General features: G+C 67.6%; 14 protein-coding genes. 12 read left to right on the top strand and 2 right to left on the bottom strand.

Features of this window, described 5'->3' with window-relative positions:
* The first annotated feature begins 49 nt into the window (after nucleotides 1-49).
* Nucleotides 50-1,045, top strand: a complete 996-nt coding sequence (locus tag M3195_RS01010) for a LacI family DNA-binding transcriptional regulator (RefSeq protein WP_251584364.1) — start codon at nucleotides 50-52, stop codon at nucleotides 1,043-1,045.
* A 178-nt stretch (nucleotides 1,046-1,223) separates the two neighbouring features.
* Nucleotides 1,224-1,886 carry a TetR/AcrR family transcriptional regulator gene (locus M3195_RS01005; RefSeq protein ID WP_251584363.1) on the top strand — a complete coding sequence of 221 codons (663 nt, stop codon included), beginning with the start codon at nucleotides 1,224-1,226 and terminating at the stop codon, nucleotides 1,884-1,886.
* 79 nt (nucleotides 1,887-1,965) lie between these two features.
* On the opposite strand, the gene M3195_RS01000 is transcribed toward M3195_RS01005, so the two are convergent.
* Both M3195_RS01000 and M3195_RS00995 read right to left on the bottom strand, forming a co-directional pair.
* Entirely contained in the window at nucleotides 1,966-3,321 is a 1,356-nt protein-coding gene (locus M3195_RS01000) for a uracil-xanthine permease family protein (RefSeq protein ID WP_251584362.1), read from the bottom strand.
* 198 nt (nucleotides 3,322-3,519) lie between these two features.
* A complete protein-coding gene (locus tag M3195_RS00995) occupies nucleotides 3,520-4,425 on the bottom strand; it encodes a phosphoribosylaminoimidazolesuccinocarboxamide synthase (protein WP_374209296.1) in 906 nt (301 codons plus the stop codon).
* A gap of 101 nt (nucleotides 4,426-4,526) precedes the next feature.
* On the opposite strand from M3195_RS00995, the gene M3195_RS00990 reads away from it, so the two are divergent.
* The 10 genes from M3195_RS00990 to M3195_RS00945 all read left to right on the top strand — a co-directional run bounded on the left by M3195_RS00990 (nucleotide 4,527) and on the right by M3195_RS00945 (nucleotide 18,941).
* A complete protein-coding gene (locus M3195_RS00990; RefSeq protein ID WP_251584361.1) occupies nucleotides 4,527-4,742 on the top strand; it encodes a hypervirulence associated TUDOR domain-containing protein in 216 nt (71 codons plus the stop codon).
* Between the two features lie 71 nt (nucleotides 4,743-4,813).
* Nucleotides 4,814-5,839 (top strand): LacI family DNA-binding transcriptional regulator, encoded by a 1,026-nt coding sequence (locus M3195_RS00985; RefSeq protein ID WP_251584360.1) that lies wholly within the window; start codon nucleotides 4,814-4,816, stop codon nucleotides 5,837-5,839.
* Nucleotides 5,840-5,983: 144 nt separating this feature from the next.
* Nucleotides 5,984-7,339, top strand: coding sequence for an ABC transporter substrate-binding protein (locus M3195_RS00980; protein ID WP_251584359.1), 1,356 nt, complete (start codon nucleotides 5,984-5,986; stop codon nucleotides 7,337-7,339).
* Between the two features lies 1 nt (nucleotide 7,340).
* Nucleotides 7,341-8,288 (top strand): carbohydrate ABC transporter permease, encoded by a 948-nt coding sequence (locus tag M3195_RS00975; protein WP_251584358.1) that lies wholly within the window; start codon nucleotides 7,341-7,343, stop codon nucleotides 8,286-8,288.
* Nucleotides 8,269-9,213 (top strand): carbohydrate ABC transporter permease, encoded by a 945-nt coding sequence (locus M3195_RS17025; protein ID WP_251584356.1) that lies wholly within the window; start codon nucleotides 8,269-8,271, stop codon nucleotides 9,211-9,213. Before M3195_RS00975 ends, M3195_RS17025 begins: the two co-directional genes overlap by 20 nt.
* A gap of 25 nt (nucleotides 9,214-9,238) precedes the next feature.
* Nucleotides 9,239-11,275, top strand: coding sequence for a DUF5107 domain-containing protein (locus M3195_RS00965; RefSeq protein WP_251584354.1), 2,037 nt, complete (start codon nucleotides 9,239-9,241; stop codon nucleotides 11,273-11,275).
* A complete protein-coding gene (locus M3195_RS00960; protein WP_251584352.1) occupies nucleotides 11,265-12,644 on the top strand; it encodes an alpha-L-fucosidase in 1,380 nt (459 codons plus the stop codon). Before M3195_RS00965 ends, M3195_RS00960 begins: the two co-directional genes overlap by 11 nt.
* 23 nt (nucleotides 12,645-12,667) lie before the next feature.
* The gene (locus M3195_RS00955) at nucleotides 12,668-16,624 is read left to right on the top strand and encodes a discoidin domain-containing protein (protein WP_251584350.1); all 3,957 of its coding nucleotides are present in this window, start codon (nucleotides 12,668-12,670) and stop codon (nucleotides 16,622-16,624) included.
* 122 nt (nucleotides 16,625-16,746) lie between these two features.
* Nucleotides 16,747-17,382: a PadR family transcriptional regulator gene (locus M3195_RS00950; RefSeq protein ID WP_251584346.1), complete on the top strand. Its 636-nt coding sequence runs from the start codon at nucleotides 16,747-16,749 to the stop codon at nucleotides 17,380-17,382.
* Nucleotides 17,379-18,941, top strand: coding sequence for a DHA2 family efflux MFS transporter permease subunit (locus tag M3195_RS00945; RefSeq protein WP_251584344.1), 1,563 nt, complete (start codon nucleotides 17,379-17,381; stop codon nucleotides 18,939-18,941). Before M3195_RS00950 ends, M3195_RS00945 begins: the two co-directional genes overlap by 4 nt.
* The last annotated feature ends 149 nt before the right edge of the window (nucleotides 18,942-19,090 follow it).

The raw sequence follows: 19,090 nt of genomic DNA, 5'->3' as shown, positions 1-19,090 counted from the left end.
TCGGCGGATCTGCGAAGACCCGACCGTCGGCCGGGTGGAGGGGAGAGCCGTGGCGACTCGCGCGACCATCGAAGAGGTGGCATCGGCGGCCGGGGTGTCCCGGTCGACGGTGTCACGCGTGGTGAACGGCTCGACCGCGGTGAGCCCGGAGGCGTTGGACGCCGTGCAGCGCGCGATCGCCGAGCTCAACTACGTGCCCAACAGGGCGGCGCGGTCGCTCGCCTCCCGCCAGACGCACGCGATCGCACTGATCGTGCCGGAGGACACGACGACGTTCTTCGGCGATCCGTTCTTCGCGGCGATCGTCGCGGGCATCACGGGCGCCCTGCGCGGTTCGGACTACCTCCTCAACCTGCTCATCGCGACAGACGACCCGGGCGACAAGATGGCGAGCTTCGTGCGCAACGGCGGAGTCGACGGCGCGCTGATCGTCTCGCACCACACGATCGACGCGTTCATCGAGCGTGTGGCCGACGCGGTGCCCGTCGTGTGGGGCGGTCGGCCGATGCATCGCCGCGAGGGCGATTACGTCGTCGACGTCGACAACGTGGCCGGCGCGCGGACTGCGACGCAGCACCTGCTGAGCACCGGCCGCCGCCGCATCGCAACGATCACCGGACCGCTCACGATGGCGTCGTCGGGCGACCGGCTGCAGGGCTTCCGCGATGCGCTGGCGGACGCGGGGCTGGTTCCCTTCGCCGAGGAGGCCGGCGACTACAGCGAGGCGAGCGGGGCGGATGCCGCACGCCGCATCCTCGCGAGCGGTACCCCCGACGCGATCTTCGTGGCGAGCGACCTCATGGCGAGGGGGGCGCTCACGGCTCTCCGGGCCACCGGCATCCGCGTCCCCGATGACGTGGCGCTGGTGGGGTACGACGATTCCTCGGTCGCGCTCACGACCGATCCGCAGCTGACGACCGTGCGTCAGCCGATGTACGCGCAAGGCGAGGCGATGGCGGGCGTGCTGCTCCGCAATCTCGCCGGTGAAGCGCCCGAGACCACGACGATCCTGCCGACCGAGCTGGTCGTGCGCGGCTCCGCCTGACCCGAGCGAGAGATACACGGGTGCGGACCCGACGCCCCTCCAAGGGGGCCCGCACCCGTGTGGTGTGCGCGAGCAGTCGGTCATGTGACCGATCCCGAAACATTGAATGCGCGTTCAAGGATTAGTGTAGTGGTTTGGCATCATCTCGATGTCGTCCGATCCTGGGGAAGTGGACACCATGGCCCGTTCCGACGAGCAGAACAGGCAGGCCCGTGAACGGGCTCGCGAGAAGATCCTCCTCGCGGCGATCGAACTCTTCGGGGAGAAGGGTGTCGCGGGAGCGAGCATCTCCGACATCACCCGCCGTGCCGGCGTCGCGCAGGGACTCGCGAACTACCACTTCGGCGGCAAGGACCAGCTCATCTCCGCGGTCATCGACCGATGGTTCGAGATGCTGTTCGGCATTCCGCAGGTGCCTGGCACCCCCGACGAGCGGCTCGCCGGCATCATCGACGGCGTCTTCATGGCGACCGGGTTCGCGATGCCCGTGCAGCGTGCCGTGCTCTCGATGCAGCAGCAGCCGGTCACGCACCGACTCTTCGCCGAGTCGGAGGAGCGCTTCGGCCGGCAGGCCACCGAGTCCGAGAACATCGTGCGCGAGCTCTTCCGCGAGCGAGGAGCCGTCGACCCGGCGCTCGAAGAGGTCATGCTGCGCAGCACCCTCGAGGGCGCGATCATCAAGTACGCGGTATACGGCGAATCCTTCCCGCTCGAAGACGCCCGCCGCTGGATGCACCGGCTCTACGGACTTCCGGAGCCCGCGGCGCCGCTGCCTCTCGACCTTCCGCCGCGCGACGCGGACCTGCGGATCCGAGCGATCCGCGCCGTGCGCAGCTGCTGAGAGACGGACGGCGGCTCGGATCTCGGATGCCGCTCCGCGCAGCATCCGAGATCCGAACCGTCGGCCGGATCTCGCCCGGTCAGGCGGGGTCGCCCCCGAGCGGACCGACCGCCTCGAGCGGCCTCGGGTCGTCGGCGCCCGTCTTGCGCGCACGCGCGATGAGGTTGCCGAGGTGGTAGATCAGCAGCGCAGCGACCGTTCCCAGCACGATGCCGCCGAACGCGAAGTCGCCGAGGTTCATCGAGAAGCCGGCGATGCCGATCACGAGCGACACCGCAGCCGTGTACTGGTTGACGGGACGGGAGAAGTCGACCCTGCTGTCGACCCAGATCTTGATGCCGATGATGCCGATCAGGCCGTACAGCGCGGTGGTCGCGCCGCCGAGCACGCCGGCGGGGATCGAGTTGAACACCTCGCCGACCTTCGGCGAGAACGCCAGCAGGATCGCGAACAGTCCGGCCACCCAGTACACGGCTGTCGAGTAGACGCGGGTCGCGGCCATGACGCCGATGTTCTCGCCGTAGGTCGTGGTGCCGGAGCCGCCGAAGCCACCAGCGATCGTCGTGGCCACGCCGTCGGCGATGAGTGCACGTCCGGTGTGCTTGTTGATCGACGCATCCTCGGTCATGGTCGCCACGCCGCGCACGTGGCCGACGTTCTCGGCGATGAGCACGAGCACGACGGGGAGGAACATCGCGATGGTCGACCAGGTGCCCGGCTCGACGAAGTCGGGGAGTTGGAACTGCGGCAGGCCGATCCAGGGTGCGTCGGCGATGAGCTCGGCGGGCGTCTTGTCGCCGCGCAGCGCGTTCGGCACGTCGAACGAGCCGTTGAACGCGGCCCAGATGAAGCCGACCGCGACGCCGAGGAAGATCGAGATGCGGCCGAGGAACCCGCGGAACAGCACCGCGAACAGGATGATGGCGACGAGCGTGATGGTCGCGGTCACCGGGTCGAGCTGGAAGTTGTTCCACGCCGTCGGCGCCAGGTTGAAGCCGATCAGTGCGACGATCGCGCCGGCGACGACCGGGGGCATCAGCGCGTCGACCCAGCGCAGGCCGGCGAACTGCACCACGAGGCCGACAACCGCGAGGAGGATGCCGACGGCGACCACGCCCGCGAGGGCCGAACCCGTGCCGCCCGCGGCGACCGCGGCGGTGATCGGCGCGATGAACGCGAACGACGAGCCGAGGTAGCTGGGCAGCTGGTTCTTCGTGATCAGCAGGAAGATCAGGGTGCCGAGACCGCTGAAGAGCAGGGTCGTCGAGACGGGGAAGCCGGTCAGCGTCGGCACGAGGAACGTCGCGCCGAACATCGCGACGACGTGCTGTGCGCCGATGGTGATCGTGGCCGGCCAGTTCAGGCGCTCGGCGGGAGTGACGACGGCGCCGGGTTCGACCGTGCGGCCGTTTCCGTGGATCTTCCACAGGGGCATGCGGGCTCCTCAGGTATCGGGGGAGGGAGGGAGTGCTGGAGCAACACTACCGATTCCTGAGTTTTCCCTGGGTGCGGTGGCCGCTCGACCGCGCACACGGAACGAAGGAGATCTCCCGTATCGAAGTACCGAAACCGGGGGTGGGTCCTTCGTTGCGTGAGATCTCCTTCGCGGCCTGTGAGTGAAGATGGGCGCGCGTCAAGCTCTTAGACGCTCGATCAGCTCGCGGTAACGGTCGGCGGTGCGCTCGACGACATCGTCGGGCAGCACCGGCGGCTCGCCCTGCTTGTCCCAGTTCGCGGCGAGCCAGTCGCGCACGATCTGCTTGTCGAAGCTGGCCATGCGGGCGCTCGGCGTCGTCCCGGTCTGCCATGCCTCGGCATCCCAATACCGTGACGAGTCGCTCGTGAGCACTTCGTCGGCCAGGCGCAGCACGCCGTCGACATCGGTGCCGAACTCGAACTTCGTGTCGGCGAGGATGAGCCCGTGCTCTTCGGCGATCGCGGCGGCGCGACCGTAGATCGCGAGCGACGCGTCGCGCAGCTCGGCGGCGCGCTCGGGGCCGACGAGCTCCTCGACCTTCTCGAACGTGATGTTCTCGTCGTGCTCGCCCATCGGCGCCTTGTACGCCGGGGTGAACAGCGGCTCGGGCAGACGGTCGCCGTTCTGCAGGCCTGCGGGCAGCGGGATGCCGCACACGGTGCCGCTCTCGGTGTACTCCGCCCATCCGGAGCCGGTGAGGTATCCGCGCACGACGCACTCGATCGGCAGCATCTCGAGCGACTGGGCGAGCATGGCGCGGTCGGCGACCGAGGCCGGCACGTCGCCCTCGGCGAGGTGGTTCGGCACCTCGAGGCGGTCGAACCACCAGCGGCTCAGCCGCGTCAGCAGGGCGCCCTTCTGTGGAATCCCGGGCGACAGCACGAAGTCGAACGCGCTGACACGGTCGGACGCCACGACGAGGATGCGTGTGTCTCCGGGGTCGGCGGACGCGTACAGGTCGCGGACCTTGCCCGAGTACAGGTGACGCCAGCCGGGGATCGTCTGCGCGGTGCTGGCGGGACTGCTGCTGACGGAACCAGTGCTGTCGGAAGGTGTGCTCACCCGCCCATTATCGCGGGTCGTCGAGCGGCCTTCCGCCCCGTGTCAAGGGCTGGTATCGGCATCCGCTGTCCGCGACGCTCGAAGGAACGAGCGGAGGAATCATGTCGAAGGACCTGTCCAAGGGCGACCGGGTGAGCTGGAACACCTCGCAGGGGCGCACCCGCGGAACCGTGCAGCAGAAGAAGACCGCCGACTTCGAGTTCGCGGGGCAGAAGTTCACGGCATCCGCCGACGAGCCGGCGTTCATCGTGAAGTCGGAGAAGAGCGGAGACGAGGCGGCGCACAAGGGGTCGGCGCTGCGCAAGCTCAAGAGCTGAGTCGGTTGTGAGGGCAAGTCGCCGGGAGGTCGGATGGGCGACGAGAATGGCTCCATGCGAGGAAACCGTTCATGACCACCCCTGATCGCGCCAAGGCTTCGCGCTCGCCGGGGCCGGACATGCAGGACGTCGCCCGTCTCGCCGGTGTATCGCCCCAGACCGTTTCGCGTACGCTGCGGGGCTATCCGCACGTGTCGGCGTCGGCCAGGGAGAAGGTTCTCGCGGCAGTGAGGGAGCTCGGCTACCGGCGCAACACGGCAGCGGCGGCGCTCGCTTCGGGTCGGTCGCGATCGATCGGAGTCGTCGCTCTCGGGCAGGGGTCATTCCGTTTCGAGGTCATGACCGGCATCTCCGCGGTCGCGGAACAGGCGCGATACACGCTCAACATGGTCACCGCCGCGTCCGAGGCGCCCGAGCATATCGCCGCCGCGGTGTCGCGGCTCCTCGATCAATCCGTCGCAGGGGTCGTCCTCGCCCTCACCCTCGACGAGACCTCTCCGGAGCTGGAGGCGGTTCTCGCGGAGGTCCCGTCGATCGCGGTGGACGGCCACCGTCCGGAATGGGCGGATGCGATCGCCGTGGACAGTGAGACCGCGACGCGCAACGCCGTGCGCTACCTCCTCGATCTCGGCCACTCGACCGTGCACTACATGTCCGGCTCCGGAGGAGCACGCCTGACCGAGGCCTGGCGGTCCTCGCTCGAGGAATCGGGCAAGGAGATCCCGCCGGTCCTCGCCGGAGACTGGACTCCCGAGTCCGGATACGCCCTCGCCGAGCGACTGCTCGACTCCCGTGCCACGGCTGTCCTGGTCGCCGGCGACGAGATGGCATTCGGCGTGCTGCGACGGTTGTCGGTCGCCGGCGTGAGTGTTCCGGACGCGATGTCCGTCATGGGCGCTGCGGCCAGCCGCTTCTCCGAATGGATGTCGCCGCCGCTGTCTTCGATCGATGAGCCGTTGGCCGAGCGCGGGGCCCGCGCGGCCCGCTACCTGCTGCGGAGGATCGGCGAAGCGGACGAGCCCCTCGCCGAGCAGGTCATCGTTCCCGAACTCCTGCTGCGCTCGACGACGGCACCGCCGCCCCGCGGCGCGCGCTGACAAGCCGCCGCGTCGCGATCACCCCTCAGCAGTATTCTGCCTGTTCATTGTTAGCGCTGCCAATTCGGTGCTACGGTGACTCATCGCAACCGCTGGGGGAGCCGACGCACGCGCTGACCCGAGAACGCTCCAGGAGGATCGAAGATGATCGCACGCAATCGCAAGGTCACTCGCACGGCTGGCATCGTCGCGGCACTGGCGGCCGTCAGCGCCGGCGGGCTCGCCGGCTGCGCGCCGCAACAGGGTGACGACGGCGAGCCCGGTGGGACGCTCACCTATTGGTCGATGTGGAAAGAGGGCGAGCCGCAGCAGGTCGTCCTGGCCGCTGCCATCGAGGAATTCGAGAGCTCGACGGACATCGAGGTCGATGTGCAGTGGAGTGGCCGCGAGGTCATCCAGCAGATCACGCCGCGCCTGGCCGCCGGAAACCCGCCCGACCTGTTCGATCAGGCGGGATCCGCGATCCAGTCGAGCTTCGCCGCGACCGACGGCGTCCTCGGACTCGATGACGTGTACGACTCGAACCCCGTCGGTGAGGAGAAGAAGATCCGTGAGGTCATCCCTGAGGCCGTGGCGGAGCTCTACACGAACGACGACGGCGAGCCGATCCTCGTCCCCTACGAGGTCACGGGTGTGACCCTCTGGTACAACGGGCTGAAGGTGCCCGACCTCACTGCCGCGACCTGGGCGGACTTCACCGCGGAGCTGGGCGAGCTCAAGGCCGCGGGCGGATCGCCCATCGCCGTCGACGGGGATCAGCCGTACTACGAGAACTACTGGTTCACGTATGCCGCGATCCGTCACGGCGGTGCAGAGGCCGTCGTCGCCATCTCCACGGACGAGACCGGCGAGAGTGCGAAGGATCCTGCGATCGTCGCGGCGGCCGATGAGGTGATCGCGCTCATCGAGGCCGGCTACCTCCCCGAGGACTTCGCCGGAACGAAATGGCCCGCCCAGCAGACCGCCTGGGCCGACGGCTCGAACGACTCGACATTCCTCGCGATGGGAACGTGGGCGCCGAGTGAGACCGGGTCCGCTCTCGAGAAGTCCGGGATCGATGTGGAATCCGTCATCGACTACCGGTCCATCCCCTTTCCGGCGGCCGAAGGCGGCGCCGGCAACGATGTCGTGTGGGTGGATGACTTCGGCTTCGCGATCCCGTCGAAGGCGCGGAACGCCGAGGCTGCCAAGGAGTTCATCCGGTTCTTCACGGCGAAGGATCAGATGGCGGGAATCGCCTCCGACGCGGACAATCTCACGCCGCGCGCGGACATCGAGCCGCCCGCGGTGCTCGCGGACTTCGCGGCGGAGTATGCCGCAGGGGTCGAAGCGGATTCGCTGGTGACCGCGCCCGACGCGACGATCTCGAACCCGAACTGGGCCAATCAGGTGCTCTTCCCCATCGTCGGCGAGCTCTTCAACGGCAAGTTCGACGACGGCGACGCTTTCGCCGAGGCGCTGAAGCAGCGCACGGTCGAGACTCTGGCGGCGCAGGACTGACATGACCGCCACCTCGGCACCCGCGGCCCGGGCGGCCCGGCACCCGGGCCGCAGGTCCACCCTGGAGGGACAGCGACGGCGCATGTTCTGGCCGTTCGCGCTTCCGGCGGTCGTCCTCTACCTCGCCTTCTTCATCGCGCCGGCGCTCTTCTCAGTCGTGGCCGGCTTCACACGCTGGGCAGGCGCAGGATCCGACATGGAGTTCATCGGGATCGGCAATTACGCCCGCCTCTTGCGGGACCCGTACTTCCGAGTCGCGTTCGTCAACACCCTGGTGATCGCGGTCGTCTGCGGGGTGGTCGTGTTCACCATCGCGTTCGCGTTCTCCGTCGCGCTTCGAGAGCTGCGGCACCGTGAGGCCCTCCGGTCGCTGCTGTTCCTCCCTTACCTGATCTCGCCGATCGTCATGGGCATCGCCTTCGGGCTGCTGCTCGCGCCCAAGGGCGCGGTGAACACCATCCTCCGAGCGGTGGGACTGAGCGCTCTCGCGATCGACTGGCTGGGGCCGGACAACCAGTTCCGCACCATCATGGCTGCCGTCGTCTGGATCAACATCGGCTTCTTCGTGGTGCTCCTGATGTCGGGGATCGATCGCATCCCGCCCTATTTCTACGAGGATGCCGACCTCGCGGGAGTGAACGCCTGGCAGAAGTTCATCCATGTCACCCTGCCGCTGAGCTGGGACATCGTCACCATCGCGGTGGTGCTCTGGCTCATCGGCGCGATCCGCGTCTTCGATCTGGTCGTCGCCTTCACCGGTGTCGCCGGAGTTCCCGCCGCGTCGTCGAGCACGATCGCCGTCGCTCAGTGGGCCGCGACGACGGGCGGGCCGTTCCCCGCGTACGAGATGGGGTACGGGAGCGCGATGGGAGTGTTCATGGTTCTGCTGATCGGCATGCTGGTGGTCGCGGTGAGAAGGGCGATGCGCCGTGACGCGCTCGAGTTCTGAAGCGGTGCTCCCGCTCCCGCTGCTGCAGGTGCAGCGTGCGGGCCGTGCTCGAACGCGGCGCAGAAAGGGCACCCGCCGGTCCGGATGGTTCGGACGGGCGATCGCTCCGCTGATCTGGATCGCCGGGGGCTTCAACGTCCTCCTGTTCCTCTGGGTCCTGCTGCAGTCGTTCCGCAACGGCGCGGAGATCTTCACCCGCCCGTTCGCCCTCCCGCGATCGTTCAACCTCGACAACTACGTCAGCGCTCTGACGGTGGGGCAGCTCGGCTACGGCTTCCTCAACACGATCGTCGTCTGTCTGGCGGCGACGCTCACGATCCTCGTCGTGGCGGCCTTGGCAGGCCAGGCGCTCAGCCGCACGCGGCATCGCTTCGCGAGCCCGCTGACCAGTGCCTTCGTCGTCGGGATGGGCATTCCGGTCCAGGCGGTCCTCATACCCGTATTCGTGATGATGCAGAACATCTCGAGCTTCATGTACGGCACGGTGGGCTGGTGGGACGACCGGATCAGCGTCTACCTGGTCTACGTGGCGACGGGCTTGCCGTTCGCCGTGTTCCTCCTCTCGGGGTTCTTCCGCTCCCTGCCGTCCGAGGTCGAGGAGGCCGCAGCCCTCGACGGCGCCGGACCGGTCCGCACCTTCTTCCAGGTGATGCTCCCCATGGCGAGGCCGGGGGTCACGACGGCGTTCATCCTGACACTGCTCGGTGTGTGGAACGAGACGCTCGTCGCGTTGGTGTTCATCACCGAGAACGACAAACAGACGTTGCCCGTCTCCCTTCTCGGGCTCTACGGAACCATGCAGTACACCTCCAACTGGGGCGGGCTCTTCGCCGGGGTGATCCTCGTCACGCTGCCCATCCTGATCGCCTATCTGGCGCTCGGTCGGCGGATCGTCGAGGGCATGACGCTGGGATCCGGAAAATGACCTCTCCAGGAAAGGCATCGCTTCGATGAGCACCCTCCGCACCGATCGCATCCGCATACTCACAGCACCCGTCGGGGAAGAGAACCCGTTGCCGCCGCTGTTCGGCACCGGGAACAGCGGTTACAGCGTCGACATGTCCGATGCGCCGGACGAGATCCGTCGGAACGCCGAGTACGGGCGGGTCGAGTCCATCGCGCCGTACCTCTTTCAGGACGGCTACGGTCGTATCCGCGCTGAGGCCGAGCATCCCGTGGCGATCCTCGAGAATGCGCATCTCCGCGCCACGTTCCTTCTCGGTGTCGGTGGGCGACTGTGGTCTCTCGTGCACGTCCCCACCGGTCGAGAGCTGCTGTTCCGCAATGCTGTACTGCAGCCGGCCAACCTCGCGCTGCGCAACGCATGGTTCTCGGGCGGCATCGAATGGAACGTCGGGACGATCGGGCACAGCCCCGGAACATTCAGCCCCGTGCACGCGGCAGCCGTCGACCTCGACGACGGCTCGCGAGCCCTGCGCCTCTGGGAGTTCGATCGCATCCGGCGGATGACCTACCAGATCGACGCCCATCTCCCTCAGGATTCGCAGGCGCTCTACGTCCACGGTCGCATCGTCAACGGGTCGACGGAAGACCGGCCGAGCTACTGGTGGAGCAACATCGCGGTGCCCCAGACCGACCGGACGCGCGTCATCGTACCGGCGGAGAGCGCGTGGGCGTATGCGTACTCTCAGCGGTTGGAGGCCGTTCCGATCATCGACGAAGGAGCGCGCGTCGATGTCTCCTACCCTGGTCGCTCGCTCGACGCCGCAGACTACTTCTTCGACGTCGCCGACGAGCCCACACCCTGGATCGTGGCGGTCGATGATGACGGGGTCGGACTCGCACAGCGCTCGTCCGGGGAACTCCGGGGCCGGAAGCTCTTCCTCTGGGGCAGAGGAGTGGGGGGCGAGCGTTGGCAGGAGTGGTTGAACGGTCCCGGCCAGTCGTACATCGAGATCCAGGCCGGCCTCGCCCGCACGCAGTTCGAGCACCTTCCGGTTCCGGCGCGCGGCGAGCGTCGATGGGTCGAGGCATACGGTCGCGCGGATCTCGCTCCGGAGAACGCGCATGGTGCGTGGACCGATGCCCGGGACGCCGCCGCACGCGCCGTGGAGCGGATGGCGCCTCGCGACGATCTGGCGGCGGCGCGGGCTTCGGATCTGCCCTCCCGTCCCGTGAGCGAGACGCTGCACCAGGGGTCCGGATGGGGAGCGCTCGATCGGTTCCTGCGCGGGGGCGGGTCGTGGGACGCACCGCTGGACCCGGCGACGCCGTATCCGAACAGCTCCGTCGCCGAGGAGCAGGAGGAGTGGATCGCACTCCATCGCAGTGGGACGTTCCCGCACACCGATCCGACGTCTTTCCCGCGATCCCTGGAGATCGCAGAAGAGTGGGAGGACGTGCTCGCCGAGGGAAAGGGGTGGGTCGAGCCCGCGCTCCTCGGAAACCTTCTCGCGGCGCGCGGTGACCGGGACGGAGCCAAAGCCAGCTGGCTCCTCTCCGTGCGAAGGGCTCCCAACGTGCTCGCGTTGCGGAACCTCGCCGCCCTGGCGGCGCATCTCGGCCACCTGGATGAGGCGGTCGACCGATACGAGCAGGCACTCGCACTGAATCCCACGATGCGGCAGCTCGTCGTCGAAGCCCTCGGAGTGCTCCTCGACGCCAGCCGGGCAGAGCGGGCTCTCGAGATCGTGCGCGCGCTTCCGGAGCCGACGCGCTCCGACCCGCGAGTGCTGTACGCCGAGGCTCGGGCATGCATCAGCACCGGCGACCTCTCGAGAGCGGCCTCGATTCTCGAGGGCGGACTCGAGATCGCGGACCTGCGCGAGGGTGAGGTGAGCCTGCATGAGACATGGTGGGACCTTCGCACAGCGATGGTCGCGCGATCCGGCGACATCGGGCAGGAAGAGGCCCTTCGCGACCACATCGTGCGCACCGAGGCGGTTCCGCGTGATCTCGACTTCCGGATGACTCGCGACCGTCGCATCAGGACGTCTCCTGGGAGGTGCAACCGTCATGACGCATGACGACTCGGTGACCGATCACTTCCCTCGATCCGCGTGGTTCAGACATGACCGCTTCGGACTGTTCATCCATTTCGGAGCCTTCTCCGCCAGCGGGCGCGACGCCTGGTATCAGTCGGAGGCGCGGCTCACCCCCGATGAGTATCAGACCTTCGTCGACGGATTCCGGCCGGATCTGTACGACGCGGAGGAATGGGCGGACCATGCGGTGGACGCGGGGGTGCGCTACGCCGTCCTCACGACGCGCCACCACGAGGGCTTTGCGCTGTGGGACACCGCGGTGTCCGACTTCGGCGTGATGCATCACGGCGTCGACCGTGATCTGGTCCGCGAGTTCCTCGACGCCTTCCGCAGCCGCGGAATCAAGGTGGGCCTGTACTACTCGCTCATCGACTGGCATCACCCGGACTACATCGCCTATCGCGACTGGACGCACCCGCGGCGTGATGACGAAGCGATGCGTGGCTATCCGCACGAGTGGAGTGCCTACGTCGACATGATGCACGCCCAGGTGCGGGAGCTGTGCTCGGGATACGGTCCGCTCGATCTCTTCTGGTTCGACATGACCTACCCGGGCGATGAGCGGTACCACGGTCGGCGGCCCGAAGACTGGCGGGCGGAGGAGCTGATCGGGATCGTCCGATCGCTGCAGCCGGGGATCGTCGTCAACAACCGTCTCGAGACGAGTGGCGCCGGGTTCGGCAGTCTCGTGTCAGCGGAGCCCACGCCGTGGTCGGGCGACTTCGTCAGCCCGGAGATGATCATCCCCGCCGACGGCATCCGGGATGCGCGGGGGCGCGCGGTGCCGTGGGAAGCATGCATCACCCACAACAACCACTGGGGCTACTACCCGCTCGATGTCGACTTCAAGACTCCGACCCAGCTGGTGCGCAAGCTCGTCGAATGCGTCAGCAAAGGCGGGAATCTGCTGGTGAACGTTGGCCCGACGGGTCGAGGCGAGTGGCCCCGACGCAGCATCGAGGACCTTGCAGCCGTCGGATCCTGGCTCGAACGGAACGGTCGCAGTATTCATGGCGCCGGTCCTGCCGGACTCCCCAAGCCCGAATGGGGTTACTACACCCGGCGAGGCGACGTGATCTACGCGCACGTGCTCGAGCCCCCACTGGGACCGTTGCCTCTCCCCGGTCTCGCGCCCGACGAGATCGTGTCGCTTCGCTGGCTCCACGACGGCAGCGTGGTGCAGCTCGCACACACCTGGGTCGTGCACGCGTACCCCGGCGGGGCATTCGCGGCGTTCGGGCCCGACGACTCGTTCACCTATCCGGTGCCCGATCCGATCGATTCCGTGCTGGAGATCCGTGTGCGATCCATCAGCGAAGAGCCGCCGTCGCGCCGCGACGAGTCGGAATGAGAGAACGAAGCAGAGGAACGACGATGCAACGAAGCATGAAGGTCCGGCGGTTCAGGCACGCGCTGGTGGCGGTGATCGCCACCTCGGCGCTGGCAGCGGGTTCGATGGCTCCAGCGGTGGCAGCGGACATCCCTACGTATGTGAACGGCTTCGCCACCGATACCACCGCACAGTTCACGAAGATCATGCCCGACGATGTCGGCACCCTCTCGTGGGACTCGGCGAACCAACGCGCGAGCATAGTGGGCTCGAGCGTCGGACAGGCGTTCCGCACCGATTCCCAGAGCCCGGTGACGCTCGACGGCACCGTCTCGGTGAAGCTCACCGTCTCGGCTCAGTATCGGGCGGGCGTTGTCTACCGTGGCGTCGACGCCACCAACTACTCCTTCGCAGCGATCGATTCCGCCGACACGATCCGCATCCGTGAGATGATCGGCGGCCGGTTCTCGGATGTGATCGTCGGCAACCCCGCGCACGGGGCCACCATCCCGGCGACCATCTCGGTCTCCGCGGGTACTCACGCCCTTTCCGTGACGTACCGCGGCGACAGCATCCGAGTGTCGTTGGACGGAGCGACCGTGTACGACGGCAACCGTCCCCGCCTGGGGGCGGCCCCCGTCGCGGGACGAGCGGGCATCGCGGCGTGGTCCAACACCGACTCGCAGTACGACGACCTGACCTCGACGCCGCGAGACACGTATGCCTATAAGAACGACTTCACGAGCGGGCTCGGCGGATTCACGAAGATCTCATCGACCGGCTCGACCTCCGCGCTGACCGGGAGCAACGGGACGGCGCGTCTGAGCAGTACTGCGGCGGGCGGAGGCGACCTGCTGTTCCGCGAGGACACGGTGCAGAGCCGGACGAACGGTCACGCGGCTGCGAAGTTCACGGTCGCCAGCGCGAGCGCATTCCGAGTGGGGCTGGGATTCCGGATGGCAGATGCCGGCAACTACTCGTGGGTCGCCATGGAGTCGAGCTCACAGGTCCGAATCCGCGAGACGATCGCGGGCGCGACGAAGGACATCATCCTCGCGCCCAGCGGAGGCGACGTCGCCGCCAACATCAACCTCGGCGCCGGGCTGCACTTGCTCGCGGTCTCGTACTTCGGCGACGACCTCGCAGTGACACTGGACGGTGCGGTGGTCTACAGCGGCAAGCGCCCCCACGTGCGCGCGTCGACAGGGCAGCCGGCCACTCTCGGGCGGATCGGCATCGTCGGATGGAGCATCGTGGATGCGACGATCGACGACCTGAGCTACGCCGCCGAGGCCCCTGCGGCGGTCTTGCAGAAGGATGCAGTCGCGTCGTCGTCGCTCTCCGTCGAGGTCGACAAGGCGTTCCCGCAGGTGCTCGGCTACACGCTCACCCCTGGTGGGCAGAAGCTCGGCGGGGGTGCTGCCGAGCCCCGCGTCATCATCAACGACGTCTCGTATGCATCGACGGCGACCTTCTCGAAGACAGCCACGAACGCGGCGCGCTGGGTGCTCACCGTTCCCGGCGTGGACCCGGACGGAACGGGAGGCCTCGGCGCCAGGACGGTGACGCTGACCTACGATCTGTCCGTGGTCGGCAGCGTGGCGACGACCCGGCTGTCGGCGGTGTCCGGGGACGCGGAGACACATCGCTTCGCGGTCCGCCTCAGCACACCCGCACTGTCCGTGAGCAGCGGGCAGACCGGGGCAACCGTGGCCGGTGCCCGTGGCGGTGATGAGACCTTCACACCGGTTGCCGCGTCGACGTCGCTGAGCAAGCCCGAGATGGCCAACGCGTTCGCCTACACCTCCGGTGTGGTCGGGGCGATCTACATGCCCAACTCCTATTCGAACCCGTACACGATCGCGGTCGGTGCGGACGGTGCCGGGTCGACCGTCGGCACGATCTCCTCTCCCGCCTTCGATTGGCGATTCTTCAACGGCATGCGCTCCACGCGCGAGACGGCGCTCGGAACCCACACCCCGCAGATCCCGGAGAGCCGGGTGTACCTCGGCGTGGACGCCAACGCCGATGCCAAGGTCGACTGGCAGGACGGTGCGCTCTGGGTGAAGACCCAGCTCCCGCAACTCCCGACCGATGTGCGCGACTTCTTCGACGGAGGCAACTGGTCCCAGGTGCACGGCGCGTTCCCGGGCCCGGGGTTCAACGCGGGGAGCAATCAGGGCTTCACCGTCCCCTACACCACGCTGGACCAGTTGACGCAGATCCAACGCGAGGTCAAGGGGCTGACCGACGGCATCGGTCGCCAGTCCTACGAGTACGTCGGGTGGCAGGGCCGAGGTCACGACTACGGATGGCCGAGCTTCAACGAGGTGCCCTTCAACCCTGCTATCGGAACCGACGCCGACATGATTGCCGCGAAGCAGCAGATCGACGCCCTGGGCGGAGACCTGTCTTTCCACGTGAACATGACGGACATGACAGACATCAGCCCGGCCTATCTCCGCAACACGGGGGCCAGTCCCTTCGGCAACCGGAGCTCGTCGACAGGTGAGATCCAGTACGGGTCCGGCGTCTTCGGCTGGAACGCGTACAAGATGGATTCGTTCGCGGACCTCGAGTCGGGTGCGCCGGCGAACCGCCAGAACGCCTTCGTTCAGCGGTTCTACACCCCGAAGTTCATCTATCAGGATGTGATGCTCGCCTACCCGTGCTGCGGTCGGACGGTGCTCGATCAGAACTACGCCATGGCACAGGAGATCGACCACTGGAAGGTCCTCGGCACGACCGCGGCCACGGAGTACTTCCAGATACAGAAGTACACCGCCGGAGGATTCCTCTTCAAGAACAATCAGTCGCCGGGGATCATCGAAGGATTCCTGACGGCGGGGAACGCCATCCTCAGCGGCACGAGGAACTACGCGACCCCGCCGGTCGACTTCCTGTGGGGCACGGTCTACAGCGACAACGTGAACACGAGCAACGTCAACGCGAGCATCACCACGAATCTCAACGGCGGTGGCAACCTCGCGTCTGAGCGGCTGCAGCGGATGACCTTCTTGTACAGCTACTTGAACGGATACCTGGCTGACAAGGGGATCCTGGGTTATCAGGACGACGCCGCGAACAATCGATGGGTCACGCGGTGGGGCGGCGACACCACCTTCGCCATCGACAAGTCCAGCGGTGCGTTCACCGTGACGTCGGCCGGTCTGAGGATCGCCGACGGGACCGACCGCTTCATCCCCGCTTACGACGGTACGAACCGCGTTCTGCTGTACAGCGGTGGCGGTTCCACCAAGAGCTGGAAGCTGCCCGCGGCGCTGGCCTCCGCGTCGTCGGTCGACCTGTACGAACTCACCACCGAAGGACGCAGTTTCGTGCAGACGCTCCCTGTATCGGCGGGCTCCGTGAACGTCGCTATGGCGGCGGGGACCGGCTACGTCCTCACGCCCACCGGTGGTTCGCGGGCCGTGCCGAACCGCGACCTCGTCCTCGGTGCGACGATGAGTGCTTCCAGCAGCGTCTCGGCCGATTACAACGGGTCGACGAATCTCTGGTCCGGCCGCGAGTTCGCGACCATCCCGGCGAGCCAGTCTCCGACCGGGGATTGGCGCAACGAACTCAAGGCGCTCAACTCTGTCATGGTCGACGCCAACGGCAACCTGCGATACGAGAAGGCGATCATCGCTGCATACGCGGCGGATTCGACGGCGTCGACATACTGGTCGCCGAACCACGAGTCGGCGCGCGGCGCGGTGGATCTGGCGGATGGGGATGCCTGGCTCCAGGCAACCCTCCCCTCGGCGCGAAGCATCTCGAAGGTCAAGGTCGGCGAGGCGAGTACCGCGGCGAACAAGGTGACGTCGTACAAGGTGCAGGTTCTGTCCGGGTCGACGTGGGTCGACGTGGCCTCGGGCTCGGCCATTCCGACGGGCGACATCACGTTCGCTCCGACGGCGACGACGGCGGTGCGATTGCTGATCCAGGGAGCCGCCGGTACGGCACCGCGGATCGCGAGTCTCTCCGCGTACACCTCCTGAACGTCCGCACGACCCAAGGACCGTCGCCGCTTTCCGCGGCGGCGGTTCTTTTCGCGGTCGGGGCGGTGCCGAGCTTGTGACCGGTCCTGGATCAGGCGTATAGTCCACGTGGACTAGTCGAGATGGAGGATGTCGTGAAGAGCCCGGTCGACACACTCACGCCCATGGGGGTGATGGTGCTCGCGCTGCTGCGCGAGAGCGACATGCACCCCTATGAGATGGTGCGTCTGCTGCGAGCCCGCCACGACGACCGCCTCATCGCCATCACCAACGGGACGCTGTACCACACCGTCTCCCGGCTGCAGAAGACCGGGCTGATCGACGAGGTCGGCATCGACCGCGACGGCAATCGTCCCGAGCGCACGACCTACACGCTGACGGATGCCGGTCGAGACACCGTCATCGCGTGGGTGCGCCGAGAGCTGCCGCGTGTGGACCGCGAGACCGACTTCCGCATCGCGCTCGCCGAATCCCACAACCTCGAACGAGACGACGTGCGCACCCTGCTGCAGGAGCGTCGCGCCGCACTCGTCGAGACCCACGACCTGCACCGCCACGGCCTCGACAAGGCCAGGGCGAAGGGCGTCCCCGCCCAGGTGCTCGTCGAGATCGAGAGGGAAGAGGTCCTGCTCGGCGCGGAACTGGGCTGGCTCGACTCGCTCCTCGCTCGACTCGACGGCGACGACCTCCCCTGGGGGCCGACCGCCTTCACCGACACAGATCGCTATCTCGCTCAGCGAAAGGCTGCACAGCAATGACCGAATCCCGTCAGGCGACCGGACCCGACACCGGGACCTTCGCCGCCGGACAGCGCCCCGCGAGCCCCTGGCCCGCCCTCTGGGCGCTCGTCATCGGCTTCTTCATGATCCTCGTCGACACGACCATCGTCTCGGTCGCGAACCCGGCGATCAAGGCCGCACTCGACCCGAACACCAACAACCTCGACAACGTCGTGTGGGTCACGAGCGCCTACCTGCTCACCTATGCCGTGCCGCTGCTCATCACCGGACGCCTCGGCGACCGCTTCGGCCCGAAGAACATCTACCTCATCGGACTCGCGATCTTCACGCTCGCCTCGCTCTGGTGCGGTCTGTCGACCTCGCTCGAGGGGCTGATCGTGGCGCGCGCCGCGCAGGGACTCGGCGCGGCGTTCATGACGCCGCAGACCATGGCGGTCATCACGCGCACGTTCCCGCCGAACCGCCGCGGCGCTGCCATGGGTCTGTGGGGTGCGACCGCCGGTGTCGCGACGCTCGTCGGCCCGCTGCTCGGCGGCGTCCTCGTCGACGGCCTCGGATGGGAGTGGATCTTCTTCGTGAACCTCCCCGTCGGGGTCATCGCGTTCATCGCCGCGTGGATCCTCGTGCCCAAGCTGCAGACGCACCCGCACCGCTTCGACATCCTCGGCGTGCTGCTCAGCGCACTAGCGATCTTCCTTGTCGTCTTCGGACTGCAGGAGGGCGAGAAGTACGACTGGGGCGTCATCTGGGGCCCGATCTCGGTGTGGGGTCTGATCATCGCGGGCGTCGTCGTGATGGGGCTGTTCATCCTGCAGCAGTGGAAGACGAAGAGCGAGGCGCTCGTGCCGCTCGAGCTCTTCCGCGATCGCAACTTCTCGGGGGCCAACGTCGCGATCGCGACCGTCGGCTTCGCGGTGACGAGCATGTCGCTGCCGCTGATGTTCTTCCTGCAGATCGCGCGCGGACTCGCCCCGACCCAGGCGGCGCTGCTGATGATCCCCATGGCCGTGTTCTCGGGCGTGCTCGCCCCGCTGGCCGGGAAGATCCTCGACCGCACCGACCCGCGGTTCATCCTCATCCCCGGCCTCGTCATCTTCGCCTCGGCGCTCGCCTGGTACTCGTCGCTCGTGCGCATGGACACCGAGATCTGGATGTTCCTGTTCCCGTCGGCGCTGCTCGGGATCGGCAGCGCGGGCATGTGGGGGCCGCTCGCCACCACGGCCACGCGTCGCCTTCCGATGCGTCAAGCAGGTGCCGGCGCCGGCATCTACAACACGACCCGCACGATCGGCTCCGTCATCGGATCCGCCGCGATCGCGACGTTCATGCAGGCACGCCTCGAGGCGAACCTGCCCGGCATGGGAGACTCCGCCGGATCGATCAGCTCGGGCGGCTCTCTGCCCCCGCAGGTGGCCGACGGGTTCGCGGCTGCCATGTCGCAGGCGATCCTGCTGCCGGCGAGCGTGATCGTCATCGGACTGATCGCGGCGTTCTTCCTCCGCGGAGCGCCCAAGGCGACGGATGCCGGTGCGCCCGCCGCATCCGCTCCCGCCGCCGACCCCGCGCCCTCCGCCTGAGCGCGGCTGGCGCGTTTCGTCTCGCTTCGCTCGCTCAACGACCCGGAAGGGAAAGCTCTGCGGTCGTTGAGCGAGGAGCGCAGCGACGAGACGAAACGCGGTGCGTCCGCCGCCAGCCGACGCGGCGCGCGGTTTGGCGGGCGGGACGG

Source organism: Microbacterium hydrocarbonoxydans (genome assembly GCF_023715885.1).
GTDB lineage: Bacteria > Actinomycetota > Actinomycetes > Actinomycetales > Microbacteriaceae > Microbacterium > Microbacterium hydrocarbonoxydans_C.
The sequence above is the reverse complement of the archived record's forward strand: the minus strand, read 5'-3'. Positions and strand labels throughout refer to the sequence as shown.